The organism is Sphingomonas sp. PvP056 (assembly GCF_040549155.1).
Lineage (GTDB): Bacteria > Pseudomonadota > Alphaproteobacteria > Sphingomonadales > Sphingomonadaceae > Sphingomonas.
Map to the genome: position 1 here is coordinate 425,661 of NZ_JBEPST010000003.1, position 15,913 is coordinate 441,573.

The window sequence follows — 15,913 nt, forward strand, 5'->3', positions numbered from 1 at the left end:
CGGTCACAGGCTGAACGTCATCCTGACAGTTCCCGAGTGGCTCTTGAAATCACGGCGCAAATCGCCGTCATATTGCACGCCGATCCGGAACCGCTCGGTCTGCATAAAGGATAGCCCTGCCCCAACCGTCAGCCCGTCGCGCGCACCGCGGGCGGACGTGCTGGTAAACGCAACGCCCCCAAGCACGGCGGTCAGCGGGATCGGACCATTGGTGTAGGTATGGACCCAGCCGAGCTTCAGCAGCGGGGCGAAACGACCCGAGGTCGCCTCGAACACACCCGCAGCCTGGAAGCCGATCTCGTGACTGAGCGAGTCGACGTCGAGGCTCGAGACCTTCAGATTGGCGGACGCGGCGTCGCGCTCCTGGTATCCGGCATTGTGCAGATGCACTTCGCGAAGGCTGGCGAAGGGCATGACCGAAGCGCTGGTGGACAAGGGGATCGTGTAGCTCGCGCGGAGGTTCCCCAGATATTGCTGGCCGTCGTACGATGCGCGCGCGCTGACGCCGAGGAAGTCGATCCGCCGCCGCTGGTCGTACTTGTTGTACCCGAAGCCGAGTTGGCCATCGATTGCGAAACCAGCGGTTTCGGGATCGCCCGGTTGCCACGAGAAGTATCCCGTCGCCTGGAAGCTGTTGAGCGTCGTCGAGCTGCCGCTGATATTGCCGCGTCCGTGCGCTGTGCTGTTGATCCAGCTGATCGCCCCCCCCGCCATCAGGTTCGGCGTGCCGATCAGGTCTGCGCCGACCATCACACCATAGCTGCTGGCTTGATACGGTGATGCGGCCGCCACCGCCGCACGGGTCGCCGAATTGATCAGGAACTGCCCCCAGATCGCGCCGCGCTGCCCTTGCGATCCCGCAGCAAGGCCACGCTCCTCACGGCCAGTCACGGCTGCGGCAAGCACTTCCTGATGCTGTACGATCGCGTTGACCGCGGGGGATACGGCAACCGCGATGACTTGCGGCGTTAGCTGCGTCGGCGCGAGTTGAACGATCGCCGTTTGCTGCTGCTCCACGGGCAATTGTGACAGCGGCAGCAGGACATTGGTGATCACCGGGGTCGCCGCCGGTCCGCCGAGGTCGGCAATCGCATCCAAGGCCGCGCCCGTGCCGACGCCTGGACCACCCGCCACGATGCCAGTGCCGGTGAAGCTCGTTGGCGGCGGCGGCGTGATCGTGCCCGTGGGGATGCTCAGCGTAAGGACGAGGCCCGTCACACCACCGCTGGCAACGCTGGAAAAAGCGCCGTCCAGCCCCGTTACAGACGAGGTCAGGTTGCTGAACGTCAGCGCACCGCCGGCCTTCACCACCGTATAGGCCTGCCCTGCCGCCAGTGTCGCGGACCCCAATTTGACCAACGTGACGTTCGTGCCCGTCAGGCTTGCCGCGCCAGTGACCGAGAGCTGACCATAGGCCGCGCTCGACGTGACCCCGATCAGCAACTTGCCGCCGGTCTGGCTGTAACTGCCGGTAATCCCGACCGGTGCGTTGACGGCAAGCGTCGCGCCATCGGCGATCAACGCCCGGCTGCCCACGTCAATCGCATCGTTGAGCAGGATGTTGCCGGCGAGCAGCAGATTGCCACCGGGGTTGACGATCGTTCCCTGGCTACCCGCGGCATAGCCGGTCAACGTCCCGAACACCGTCCCACTGCCGCCGGCGATCGCCAATGCCGCAGCGGCGTCGCTGACGATGTTGCCGGCAATCACGCCGGTGTTGCCGATCGGTCCGATCGCACCAAGATTGCGGATCGCAGCATCCGATCCGCTTAGCGTGCCGCTGTTGGTCAGGCTGCCAAGCGTGCCGGTCGCTGCGATGAAGACGGGATAACGCGTCGAGAGGTTGCCACTGTTGGTCAGGCTGGCAAGGTTCGCGCCGACGAAATTGTTCTGCGCGGTCACGATTAGATTGGATCCAACCGTCGCGGACGAAAGCTCGAGCGGGGGCGTCGATCCAACGGAGACGGTTACGCCGGTATAGCTTGAACCCGTACCAGCCTGGACCAGCGTGCCTGCCGTAGCGCCTGCCAGATAGTTGGCGGTCGGCGTGAAGCTCGTCGTTATTGTTCCGCCGCTTAGCGTCGCGGTGCCGCTGACGACGAGTTTCGCGTCCTTCGCAAGAGTGAGGGATCCTGCCGTCTGGCCATACCCGCCAGTCACGGTCGCAGTGGACGCGAGCAGCAGATCCGCGCCCTTGTTTGATACGACATGCCCGGTGACGATGATATCGTCGTTGAGGGCGAGCGTCCCCCCGGCGAACTCCACATCGCCGCCGGGGCTGAGGATCGCGCCGCGCCCCCCGCCGAAGCCCGTCAATGTACCGATATCGGTTCCTGTGCCGCCCGAGATCGTCAGCGTCTGCGCAGCCCAGTTCTCGATATCCCCTGCGATCAGGCCGCTGTTGGTGATCGGCCCGAGCGTACCCGCATTGTAGATCGCCGCGATCGCGCCGCTGAGCGTGCCGCTGTTGGTGAGGCTTCCCAATGTGCCGGTCGCAGCGATGTAGACGGGATAATCGGCTGTAAAGGCACCGCTGTTCGACAGGCTCGCCAGAGTGCTGCCAATATAGTTGTTGTTCGCAGTCACCACGAGATTGCTTCCGCTCGCGCCCGCGGTCAGCGCCAGTCCCGGCGTGTTGCCCGTAATCACCTCGACCCCGGCATAGCGCGATCCCGCGCCGCCCTGGACCAAAGTCCCGACGGCTGCTCCTGCCAGATAGGTCGCCGCGGTGACGATGTCGGTTAAGACGGTACCGCCCGTCAGGAGCGCCGACCCGCTGACCACCAGCCCGGATGTGCCTCCAAGCGCCAGCAGACCGCTGTCCTGACGGAAATTGCCCTGGATGCTGACCCCGCTGAGAAGCGACAGCGATGCGCCGGCATTGACCACAGTATTCGTGCCGACATCGAACGCATCGTTGAGCGCAATGGCGTTCGTCAGGACGACGTTGCCGTTGGCGCTGAAGATCGTTCCCTGGCTGCCCAGCGCATATCCTGTCAGCGTTCCGCCGGAGATGCTCAACGCCTGCGCCGCACGATTGTCGATATTGCCCGCGATCACGCCGCTGTTAGTAATCTGTCCGAGCGTTCCGGCATTGTAGATCGCCGCGATCGCGCCGCTGAGGGTGCCGCTGTTGTTAAGCGCCCCCAGCGCGCCGGTCTGAGCAATGTAGACGGGATAGTCCGCGGTCAACGCGCCGGTGTTGGCGACGCTGCCCAGACTCCCCCCGATATAGGTGTTCCGCGCGGTCACAACGAGGTCGGTTCCGGCGGTGTTCGAGGTCAGCGCAAGCCCGTCGATATTGCCCGTATCGACGTTCACACCGTCGTAGCGCGATCCCGCGCCGCCGCGGACCAACGTGCCGGCGTTCTCGTTCGCGAGGTAATTGGCGGTCGGGTCGAACCGCGTCACCACCGCACCACCCGTCAGGTTCGCAGCCCCGCTCACTGCGAGCTGCGCGCCGTTCTGGACGTAAAGCGCGCCTGCGGTCTGATTGTAGCCGCCGGTAATGTTCGCAGAGTTGAGAAGTCCGAGGGTTGCACCCGCATTCGATACGATATGTCCCGTCGCAACGATGTCGTCGTTGAGCAACTGCACGCCCGCGCCGAACACCACATCGGCTGACGTACTCGATATCGTTCCGCGAGCACCCCCGAAGCCCGTCAGCGTGCCGGCGGTCTCGAACGTGCCGCCGGTGATGGTCAGCGCCTGCGTCGATCGGTTATCGATATTGCCAGCGATGATGCCGCTGTTGGTGATCGGCCCGAGCGTACCCGCGTTGTAGATCGCGGCGATCGCGCCGCTGAGCGTGCCGCTATTGGTGAGGCTTCCGAGCGCGCCGGTCGCTGCGATGTAGACGGGATAGTCGGCTGCCAACGAACCCACGTTCGCGACGCTGCCGAGACTGCCCCCGATGTATGTGTTCCGCGCGGTCACGACGAGGTTGGTACCGGCCATGTTCGAGGTCAGCGCCAGCCCGTCGATATTGCCGGTGTCGACGTTCACGCCGTCGTAACTCGATCCCACGCCGCCGCGGACCAACGTGCCAGCGTTTTCGTTTGCGAGGTAGTTCGCGGTCGGGTCGAACTGCGTGACCACCGCCCCCCCGGTGAGGTTGGCGGCCCCGCTGACCACAAGCTGTGCACCGTTCAGGACGTATAGTGCACCTGCGGTCTGACTGTAGCCGCCGGTAATGTTCGCAGAAGTAAGAAGTCCGAGGGTTGCGCCAGCATTCGAGACAACATGTCCCGTTGCGACGATGTCGTCGTCGAGCAATTGAACGCCCGAACTGAACACCACATCGGCCAATAGGCTCGATATCGTTCCGCGTCCGCCTCCGAAGCCGGTCAGCGTGCCTGCGGTCTCGAACGTGCCGCCGGTGATGGTCAGCGCCTGCGCAGTTTGGTTATCGATATTGCCGGCGATCATCCCGCCATTGTCGATCGGTCCGAGCGTGCCCGTTGCGGCGGCGTAGATCGCGGTGGCCCCGGTGATCAGCCCGAGGTTGGTCACCCGACCGAGTGATCCGGTGTTGACGAGACCGTAGGTCTCGCCGGAGATTGTGCCGCTATTACGCAACACGTCGAGCTGGCCGCCATTGTTCAAGCCTGCGCTGGCCGGACCTTGCGAGTCGGTGATCAGACCACTGTTGTCGATCGTTCCGATGCTACCCCCATTGTAGAGCGCAAGCAGACCCGCGATCGTGCCACTGTTGACAATCCGACCGATCGTCGCGGTGTTGTACAAGCCGCGGGACGTTCCGCTGATCAAGCCTGCATTGAGGACCGCATCGATGACGCCGTCATTGGCGAGGCCCGCCGCCAGGACGACGGGTGTGTCGATAATGCTTCCGCTATTGAGGATCGTCCCGATCGTGCCGCCGTTGTACAGCCCGACCGTACCGCCGATGACGCCGTCATTCTCGATCCGGTCGATTACCCCGAGATTGCGCACGCCGAACCGGCTGCCCTCCAGTGTGCCGCTGTTCCCAAGCGTGCCAAGGCGGCCGCTCGCCGCGACATAAGCGGCGGTCGAGACCCCCGTGATCGTTCCGCTGTTGACCAGAGTCCCGAGCGTACCGCCGACATAGTCATTATTGATCGTTAACAACAAATCCACGTTGCCGCCGATCGTCCCGGTGGACGCGGCAATCGCCAGTCCGGTGACGCCCGACGCGACCGAAACACCATCGTAACTCGACCCGGCGCTCGCGCGAACAAGCGTTCCGCCCCCGCTGCCGGCGCTATAGTTCGCCGTGCTGTCAAGCTGATCACTGGTGATCAACCCGCCGGTGATGCTCGCGACACCGCTGACCAGCAGCGACGCCATACCCAAGGCGAGCGTGCCCGATCCCTGCGCGTAATTGCCGACTACGTTGACTGATTCCTGGAGTTGGACCGACGCACCATCGTTGACCAGCGTTCGCGTACCCAAAACGACCGTATCGTTCAGGACGATACCACCCGACGCGAGGATGACGTTGCCCAGCGTGTTGGTAATCGTTCCCTGACTGCCCGGGACGTAACTGGTAAGCGTTCCGAACCCGCTACCACTCCCGGCAAACACCAGATCCTGCATCGAACGATTGATGATGTTGCCAGCAAGCGTGCCGCTGTTCCAAATGGTGCCGAGCGCGCCCGCATTGTCGACCACTACCGGCCCGGACAGCAGTCCACCGTTCGAAACCAGGCCAATCGTACCGGTATTGGAGATACCGGTCGTGCCGACATCGAACGTTCCGACATTGATGATCGCACCGACCATGCCGTGATTGACGACACCGATCTGCCCCGTCAGGTTCCCATTGTTGGTCAGCGTGCCGAGCGTGCCGGTGGCGCTAACGTATACGGACGTCGGAACGGCAAAGTTTTGGACATTGACGATCGACCCCAGCGAACCGCCGACATAATAATTGGCAAAGTCGACCCGCAACGCATTGCCTTGCGTGGTTCCGACCAGTTGCAACCCGGTGACACCGGATGCGTAGGACAGGTTGGTATAGGCCGACCCGGCACCGCCCTGCACCACCGTCCCGCTGCTGTCTCCCGCCTGATAATTCCCGGTCGCGGAGATGCCGTTCAGTTCGATCGTCCCCCCCGTCAGTGACGCCGCCCCGCTGGCGATCACCTGGCCGGTGCCATTCGCGAACGACAGCGTGCCGTCCGTCTGGGTAAATGCGCCGGTCACGCTTACCGCGCCCGTCACGGCTACCGCCGCGCCGATATTGGCAAGCGTACCCGACCCAACGTCGACCGCATCGTCGAGTAGCATGCTGCCCGAGGCCAAGACGACATTCCCGATCGTGCTTACGATCCTGCCCTGGCCGGACTGACCGGTGAACGTCCCGACTGTACCGTTCGTACCGCCCACGATCGTCACCGCATTGGCGGACAGGTTGACGATGTCGCCCCGGACCATCCCGCTGTTCGATAGCGTCCCCAGATTGCCGGTGCCCGCGATGTAGATTGCGGTCGGTGCATTCAGTTGACCGCTGTTCGTCAGTGTCGACAGTGTGCCGCCTATGTACGTATTGTCGAACGTCTCGATCAGCGACGAGCCGACCGTCCCTTGTGTGGCAAGCAAGCCCGTAGGTGCACCGTTGACCGTCACGCCGGTATAATTCGAACCCGTTCCTGCGGAAATCAGGACGACATTATCACCAGCCAGATAATTGCCTGTATTCGACAATGAAGCCGACACCGTTCCGCCGGACAATGCCGCGGCACCGCTCACGGTCAAGCCGCTGGTCCCTGGCACGAAGGAGAGGATCCCGCCCGTCTGGCTATAATTCCCCATGATCGTCGTCATGCCGCCGAGCGTCAGATTGGCACCCAGATTGGTCACCGTGTGACTGTTTCCGACGATAATGTCGTCGTTCAGCAGCAGCGCGCCGCTGATGAACGTCAGGTTGCTCGCATTATTGTCGATCAACCCGCGCCCAATATTGCCGGTGAGCGTGCCCACCAGCGTGTCAAATCCGCCGGTAAAGGTCAGGTCGTTCGCGCTGGCGTTGACGATGTCGCCACGGATCAGCCCGCTGTTGCCGATCCCGCCAATGTGTCCGGCGGTGGTGATCGTGATTGCCGGGCCTGCACTTGCGGTCAGGACGCCTGCGTTGAGCAAGGTGCCGATCGTGCCTGATGCATACAGCCCCTTCGAAGTTCCGGTGATCGTTCCACTGTTGCTCAGCATACCGACATTGCCGGTATCAAAGATCCCGACCGCACCGCCGATCGTCCCGCTAGGCGCGTTGATGAGGAAGCCGATCGATCCGCCCGCGTTGTAAATCCCGATGTTGTTGCCGATCACGCCGCTGTTCGTGAGCGTGCCGATCGTGCCGCCGTTGTACAGCCCCGTCATGCGCTGGTCGTCGTTGGTTTGGATCGTACCGCTGTTCGCGAAGCGGTCGATCGTTCCAGCGTTGCTTACCCCGGCGCCGCTGCCCGTCATCAGTCCGGCATTCGACAGGTTACCGATCGTTCCGCCGTTCGAGAGGCCCGCGCCATTTCCGGCACTATTGCTGATGATCCCGTCGGCACTGTTTACCAGCGTGCCGATCCGCCCGACGTTGTCGATGCCGTAACTCGCATTGGTCGCCGTCCCGCCACCAATCAGTCCGACGTTCAACAGTATGCCGATAGACCCTGCGTTGAGCACGCCCGTAGCCGTCGCACCGCCTGCGCCGAATACCGTTCCCGCGTTGCCCAGAGCCTCGATCGTCGTAAGATTGTGAATCCCGATGGGACCGCCGGTCCATCCGTAGTTTATCAGCGTCCCGATACGTCCTACATTGTAGAGACCGCTGGCAGCCCCATCGAGAACGCCGTTGTTGGTCAGACTACCGATGGTCCCTGACCCTGCGACATACAGTGCGTAGGTCGCACCGGTGATCGTCGCGTCGTTCGTCAGGGTGGCTTGGGTATCGCCAATATAGTCGTTACCCGCCGCAACGATCAGGTTCGTGCCGCTGGTGATCGCCGACAGTTTGAGCCCGGCAATGCTGCCGGGAACGTTCAAGTCAACGCCGGTATAACTGGACCCGGAGCCCCCCGAGACCAGTGTTCCGCCAGCGGCGGACCCGACGCGATAGGTGGCCGCCGGGGACAAACCGTCAAAATTGGCGGAGATCGTGCCACCCGACAGGACGGCAGCCTGCGTGACAATGAGCCTGCCGTTGCTCCCCAGGTTCAGCACGCCTGCGGTCTGCAGATAATTGGCGCCAATCGTGACGATCGTGGCCAAGGCAATATCCGCCCCCACGTTGCTGATCGTCACGCTGCTCGGCGGGGGGCCGACGGCGAGGATCTTGTCGTTGAGCAGCAGGGCACCGGATGCGAAGGTCAGATTGGCGCTGACGCCAAGCGTGCCCTGGACCGTTCCGGAGGTCCCGGTCAGCGTCCCGATCGTTCCGCCGCTACCGCCGATGATCGTCCCGATCGTCCCGCCGGCCGGATTGATGTTGCCGCGGATGATACCGCTGTTGGCGATCGTCGCATACGTACCCGAAAGCGCGTTCGTGCCCCCGGATAACGTGCCGCGATTGTCCAGCACGGTGATGACGGCGTTGTTCTGCACCCCGACACCCGCGCCCGCGATGACGCCGCTGTTGGTCAGCGTTCCGATCGTGCCGCTGTTGAGGATCGCCCAGCTGCCGTTCGTGATCGTGCCGCTGTTGGTGAGTTGGCCGATGCTGCCCTGATTCCACAAAGCGGTGAAATTGGCGTTGGTGATGAGCCCCGCGTTGGACAAGGTACCGATCGTACCGCGATTGTTGATGCCGAATTGCGCGCCGCCGAACGTCCCGGTGTTGGTGACCGTTCCGATGCGGCCCGTGGTGGCGACGTACAGCGCGGTCGAGGCGGCGGTGAGCGAGGCGCTATTAGCAAGTGTGGCCAGCGTCCCACCGACATAATCGTTGTTGAGCGACAGCAGGATCTTGTTGCCGACAGTACTCGTGGATCTGGATAGCCCGGTCACCGTGCTGACCGATATAGTCGCACCGGTGAGGTTCAGGGCGGACGCGCTGACGAGCGTATAGGTGCCAGGCAAGTAGTTGCCAGTACTGGACAGATCGGACTGAACCGTGCCGCCACTGATCGCCGCGGTGCCGCTGACGACTAGCCCTGCCAAGAGCGGGTCGACCGTCAGCGTGCCGCCGGTCTGGCTGTAATTGCCCGTAAGGTTGATGATCGTGCTGAGCTTAAGATTGGCACCAAGGTTGCCGACGGTCCGACCGGTTGCCACAATATGATCATTGAGCAGCAAGTTGCCCGACGCGAACACCAGATGGCTGAGTGTGTTGGTGATCGTTCCCCTGCCCGATTGCCCCGTCAGCGTGCCGATCGTACCCGCCGCACCGCCGGTTATCGTCAGCACGTTGGCCGTATCGTTGCGGATCGCGCCACGGATGATGCCGCTATTGGCAAGCCCCCCGAGCGTCCCCTGCAGATACAGGGCGTTATTACCGCTGATGGTCGCCCCGGCCTGGTTGATCAGCGTACCCAGCGTGTCAGATAGGTTGATCGCGTTGGTCGCGTTACCGATGAAACCGCTGTTGGTGAGTACGGTCACTACGCCGCCCAGGCCTAGCGCGCTTTGTCCCGAGATGATCGACCCACTGTTCGCGATCGTCGCGATGCTACCGGCGTTGTAAATGCCTTGCGGGCCGCCATTGATCGTCCCGCTATTCGCCAGCACCCCCAACGTGCCGTAATTGGCGAAGCCTGCGGACCCCGAAGAAATATACCCGGCGTTCGTGAGCGTCCCGAGCGAGGTGTCGTTTTGCAGACCCGCCGCGGTGCCGCCCAGGATCGTCCCGCCCGCGGCGTTGATCAGGGTGGCGATCGTCGACTGGTTGCCCAATCCCTTCTGCGCACCGGAAATAAGACCGCTGTTGTTGAGCGTACCGATGCTGCCGTTGGTATTGAGCCCATCGGCGGTGCCGCTGAGCGCGCCGCTGTTGGTCAGCGTCCCGACCGTGCCGGTGTTGGCGACATACAGCGGATAGGTAACGCCGGCGATCGTCCCTGCATTGGTGACCGTCGCTTGCGTATCACCGATATAGATGTTGGCGGCCAGCAGCGCGAGATTGGTCCCTCTGGTGCCGGCGGTAGCAGCCAGACCGGTAACGCCGCCGGTCGCTACGACGCTCACACCGCTGTAGCTCGACCCCATGCCGCCGCTGACGAGATTGCCGCCAATCGAGTCCCCAACTCGATAGGTCGCATTTGCCGAGACACCACTGACATCGGCGCTGATCGTGCCGTCCGTGAAAGTCGCGGCTTGCGTTACCACCAGCCTCCCCGCAGCGCCTAGGTTGAGCAAACCCGCGGTCTGGCGGAAGTTGGCGTCGATCGTGACGATCGTCGACAGGGCAATGTCTGCCCCCGTATTGCTGATGGTCGTGGCGGCAGACGTCGTTCCGACCGCGATGATATTATCGTTGAGCAGCAAGGCCCCGGATGCGAACGTGAGCTGGTCGCCCGCGCCGAGCGTGCCCAGGGTCGACCCGGAGAAGCCGGTCAGCGTCCCGATCGTTCCGTCGGTGCCGCCGTTGATCCTCTCGATCGACCCGTTGGACTGGTTGAGGTTGCCGCGAATGACACCGCTGTTGACGATGGTCTGGAAAATGCCGGCGAGTGCGTTGCTGCCACCGGACATCGTCCCGCGGTTGTCGATCAGCGTGATGACGCCATTGTTTTGAACCGCATTCCCTGTGCCAGCGATGACACCGGTGTTGGTCAGCGTGCCGATCGTGCTGTCGTTGAGAATCGCCCAACTGCTGTTGGTGATCGTCCCGCTATTGGTCAGCTGGCCGATACTGCCCTGGTTCCAAAAGGCGGTGAAACTTGAGTTGGTGACTATCCCAAGGTTGGCGAAGGTGCCGATCGTGCCGCGATTGTTGACCCCGAATTGTGCGCCGCCGAACGTCCCGCTATTGGTCACCGTGCCGATGCTGCCGGTAGTTGCGACGTACAGTCCGGTGTAGCTGCCGGTGATCGCGGCGCTATTGGACAGCGTGGCCAGCGTCCCGCCGACATAATCGTTGTCGATCGATAGCAGCAGCCTGTTGCTGACCGTGCTCGTCGATTTGGCGAGGCCAGTGATATCGTTGACCGTCACAGTCGCGCCGGCCAGATTGAGGGTCGATCCGCTGACGAGCGTGTAGCCGCCTTGCAGATAGTTCGCGGTGCTCAGCAGAGTCGAACTGACCGTGCCGCCGCTGATCGCCGCGGTGCCGCTGACGATCAGGCCGCCCTTCGTCGGGTCGATCGTCAACGTCCCGCCGGACTGGCTGTAATTGCCCGTCAGGTTGATGAGGGTGCCGAGCATCAGGCCAGCGCCGCTGTTGCTGACGGTCCGACCGGTCGCAACGATATTGTCGTTGAGCAGCAGGTCGCCCGACGCGAACACCAGATTGCCCGCCGTATTGGTGATCGTCCCCTTGCCCGACTGGCCGGTCAGCGTCCCCACCGTTCCCGCCGTGCCGCCGGTGATGGTCAGCGTGTTGGCGCTGCCGTTGAGGATGTTGCCCGAGATCAGACCCCGGTTACCGATCCCGCTGATCGTGCTGCCGGAGGCGATCGACAATGCGAGTGGACCCGAGATCGTCCCGCTGTTGTCGATCGTCCCGATCGTGCCGCCGTTGAAGTTGATGCCGGCCTGCGCCCCGATGATCCGACCGGTATTGATGACCGCGTCGATCGTCCCCTCGGTATAGATACCACCGGTGGCGCCGCTCAACAGGCCGTTGTTAATCAGACGGCCGATCGACGCGTTGCCGAAGTTGTTGCCGATCCCGCTGCTCTTGCTGCTCAGAATCGTGCCGTTGTTGATGATCGTGTCGATCACCGCGCTGTTGGCGATTCCGCCCGCTGCCGCGCCGCCCAAGGTCCCCGCGGCGATCACGCCGCTGTTGCTGATCGTGCCGATATGGGCACCGAAGACAAGGTAGACCCCGCGGGTCGCCCCGAACACGGTCCCCGAGTTGACTAGCGTATCGATCGTCCCGGTCGCGGCGACGTAGACGCCGGCCCCCGCGCTGTTGATGGTTCCGCTATTGTTGAGCGTCGCCAGCGTGCCGCCGACATAATCATTGGTCGCCAGCAGCAGCAACTGGTTGCCCGATACGCTGCCCGAGGTCTTCAAACCGGTTGCCAGAGACGTCCCGACCGTGACACCGGTATAGTCCGCGGTTCCAGTGGACTGCACCAAAGTGGCGAGCGTTCCGGCGAAATAGTTTCCCGTGTTCGACAGGAGCGCCTGCACCGTCCCCCCAGTCAGGCTTGCAACCCCGGACACCGACAACGCCCCCGCGGTTCCGAGCATGAGCCTGCCAGCCGACTGCGCATAGGTACCGGTGACGCCGATCAGCGTCGTCAGGGTCAGCGACGCGCCACTGTTCGTGACGGTCTTGCCGGACGCGGCGATGCGGTCGTTGAGCAGCAGATTGCCCGAAGCGAAGACGATATCGCCACCGGTGGAAATCGTCCCGATCGATCCGGGAATCGACCCGGTGAGTGTGCCAATCGTCGCGCCGCTGCCGCCCCTGATCGTTATAATACCGGTATCGTTGACGATGTTCCCCGCGATCAGCCCGGTATTGACGATCGTTCCGATCGAACCGGAAGATGTCCCGTCCGACGTGTTGTAGATCGCCATGGGTCCGGTGATCGTACCGTTGTTGGTCAGCGTCCCGACCGTTCCGCCAATATTGAGGAACGCACCCGTCGTGGCACCCAGGATCAGACCGGTATTGGTGATCGCGCCAATGACCGGAACCGTCGGCGAATTGGCGGTACTGCGGGTGATCACGATCCCCCCGCCAAGCCCGCGGATCGTCCCGCTGTTGACGACCGACCCGATAGAATTAGCGTTGATCAACCCGTAAAACAACTGGCCGGTATTGCTGATCTGGCCCTGGTTGGTCAGCGTGCCGATCGTGCCGTCGTTGTAGACCGCTGCGGTCAGCGTGGTCGTGACCGTGCCCGTTCCGGTGATCGAGAACTGTCCGATCGAGCTGTTGATGACCTGCGCGCCGACCGTCGTTCCCGAAATGGTCGTGTCTGCCAGCGATGGTTGCGGCAAGATCAGCCCGGCACTGATTGCAAGCAGCGAAATACCGGTTTGGAGGTTTCGGGTTCGTCTGGTCCGCTCGGACGTATCGCCGTTCAGCACCACCGGTTCCCCTGTCTTGCCGCCACGCGTACGGGACGCTTCGGCGACGTTTACTCCATAATGAAGCCTGTATAGGGTAGGAGTTGGTCCTATAGCAGTACTGTCACTGCCCTTTAAGTATTACTACAGTTCACTATGCCTTCGTCATCGTGAGTATTGCTGCTGAACTGCCACACATCTGTTTTCGGCAACGAACTCCAGGGCGGTACATATATGGTATAGCGAACTGGCGGGAATATAAGCGTCGAGCATGACCCCGGTCGTCGCGACCCGGTCCCACCAACCGCCAGGGAACGACGGGCGACAGAATGCGTGCCAACCAGCAGCCAGCGCATCCGACATCCCTGTCGGTCGAACCGCACGCCCCTGCGGTGTCGCGAAAGCCTTCGCGGCTTCCATTGCTGCCCACAACCGGCAGGTCGGCGCAGCGGTGCCGTCCACCCCGACATGTTCTACCACGCGCCCGCGGGCATCGACACCGCGCAACGCCGTCCGCATCAGTCTGTCGATCCGATCCTCCACGGCGATACCGCTCGAGCCCGCGTATCGCGTGAGCAACCAGACCCATTCGAAATGGTGCCCCGGCTCGAACCGCGGTTCTCCGACGGCCGTCCAATCGTCATCGTAATATTCCCGCAGGTCGGAACGGTCGGCTGGGCAGAAATGTCGGTCCGTCAGATCAACCATCGTTGCGATCCGGGCGCGAAAATCCCCGCAGCCGGCGGTTTCCTGCAGCGACAGGAACGCTTCGAGCAAATGCATGTGGGGGTTTTGGCGCCGCGGCAGAACCGCCACAGGCCATTGCTCGACATAGCCGCCCGCGGGATGCGCCATCTCGCGGTCAAGGAACGCCATCGTGCGGTGGATGAGTTCGCAATATCGTGGCTTGGCGTCGATCCGAACGAGCGCAGACAATGCCAGCAGGACGAACGCGTGCGCATACAGATCACGGCGTTCGTCAACGACCGCGCCCGACCGATCGACGGAGAAAGCCCACCCCTCCGTGCCGCCCCGCGCATGATATCGTGCGATCATCGTCTCCCCCGCGCGCAGGGCAAGTTCTTCTCCGCCTGCAAGCCAGCCGTTGCGGGCGGCGGTCGCAAAGGCATGCACCTGCCGGGCCTGCACCATCAACCGCCGCGGTACGTCCAGTTGCGGGCTGCCGTCCAGCGCCAGGCGTTCGACGAAACTGGCGGTCTCGGCGTCGAACCCAGCGGTGCTCCACAAGGGGAGCGCGCGGGTGGATAGCCAATCGATCCACCAGGCGGGATCACCCGGCGTCATATCCGATCCAGGATCCGTGCCACGAATGCATCAAGATCGCCGCCTTCGAACAGATACCCGACGATCCCGGCGCGTTCGGCAGCTTGAAGATCGCTTGCCTTGTCGCCGATGAGGAAGCTGTGCGCGCGATCGATCCCGTGGTCCGCGATCAACCGGTCGACCATTCCGGGCGCGGGCTTACGGCAATCGCAAGGTCGTGCGTAGGTGGCGATCGCCCCATCGGGATGATGCGGACAATAAGCGAACGCATCGATCCGCGACTCTTCGGGCAGTGCCTCCTGCAGTGCGGCATGCACCCGCAAGATCGCCGCCTCGTCGAAATACCCGCGCGCTACCCCCGACTGATTGGTTACGACGAAGCGGCGAAAGCCCGCCCGCGCCAATCGCGACAGGGCAAGCTTTGCCCCGTCAATCCATTGAATCTGCCCAGGATCAGACAGATACCGACAGTCGGAGATCAATACACCGTCGCGGTCGAGAAATGCAGCGCCAGTCATCGCAAGGTCATCATCCCTCATGGATGATACGCATCCTTGAATGCGACAGGGCTCAATGGGTATACAGGTATGTTACTGCCCTCATGGAGAGGCTGTGCATGCATCGTGTCCTTCGAACTGCGCGGTACCTTGCCGCATTGTTCTTGCTCTTCTTTGGATCCGCGACAGACGCGCGTCTGTCGGCGCAACGCCTCGCGCGGCAGGCAGAATGGCAGTGGCAAGTGATCCCGGCCGCCGATTTCGACCTCGCTGCGGCATGGCGCCAAGGCAGCGATCGATCGGGTGTCATGGTCGTCTATATCGAGGGCGACGGCCTGGCTTATACGCGCGAGGGGCGACGTTCGCTCGATCCCACGCCGACCGACCCACTGGCGCTGCGGCTGGCGCTGCAGCACCCCGGCAGGGGGGCGGTGGCGTGGCTTGCGCGCCCCTGCCAATATCATCCGCGCGGTCGCACCTGTCACAGCGATTACTGGAGCATTGCGCGCCTGTCGGTCGACGTCATCGACAGCGCGAACGTGGCGCTGGACCGGCTCAAGCGCGAGACGAACAGGCCGCGGATCATCCTGGTCGGCTACTCGGGCGGTGGCGCGCTGGCGGCCCTGCTGGCTGAACGACGTCAAGATGTCGCGGGGTTGATCACGGTCGCTGCCAATCTCGACCTCGCGCAATGGGTTCACGCAAGGCATTTGACGCCGCTATCCCGCTCGATTGACCCTGCGACGGATGCGGCTGTCGTGTCGGACCTGCCACAGGTCCACTTCGTCGGGTCGGAGGACAGAATCGTCGACCCATCGGTCGCGCGGAGCTTCGTCGCCCGGATGTCGCCCACCACGCGTGCGTCCATCGTCATCGTCCCCGGCCAGGATCACGGCAGCGGCTGGGCAGATCGCTGGCCGACGCTCATCGCGCGAAGCGAGCTTTCGCAGATTGCAGGATGGCGCTGACATGAGAGG

The 15,913-nt window shown here is 63.1% G+C and carries 4 protein-coding genes; 1 reads left to right on the plus strand and 3 read right to left on the minus strand.

Annotated features, from left to right (window positions below):
• Window positions 1–3: 3 nt before the first annotated feature.
• The 3 genes from ABIC17_RS09670 to ABIC17_RS09680 form a co-directional block, all read right to left on the minus strand.
• Entirely contained in the window at window positions 4–13,086 is a 13,083-nt protein-coding gene (locus ABIC17_RS09670) for a hypothetical protein (protein ID WP_354281322.1), read from the minus strand.
• A gap of 234 nt (window positions 13,087–13,320) precedes the next feature.
• On the minus strand, window positions 13,321–14,460 hold the full coding sequence (locus ABIC17_RS09675; RefSeq protein ID WP_354281323.1) for an AGE family epimerase/isomerase: 1,140 nt from the start codon (window positions 14,458–14,460) through the stop codon (window positions 13,321–13,323).
• On the minus strand, window positions 14,457–14,978 hold the full coding sequence (locus ABIC17_RS09680) for a D-glycero-alpha-D-manno-heptose-1,7-bisphosphate 7-phosphatase (protein ID WP_354281324.1): 522 nt from the start codon (window positions 14,976–14,978) through the stop codon (window positions 14,457–14,459). The genes ABIC17_RS09675 and ABIC17_RS09680 overlap by 4 nt, the downstream gene beginning before the upstream one ends.
• Before the next feature lie 122 nt (window positions 14,979–15,100).
• On the opposite strand from ABIC17_RS09680, the gene ABIC17_RS09685 reads away from it, so the two are divergent.
• Window positions 15,101–15,904, plus strand: a complete 804-nt coding sequence (locus tag ABIC17_RS09685; RefSeq protein ID WP_354281326.1) for an alpha/beta hydrolase — start codon at window positions 15,101–15,103, stop codon at window positions 15,902–15,904.
• The last annotated feature ends 9 nt before the right edge of the window (window positions 15,905–15,913 follow it).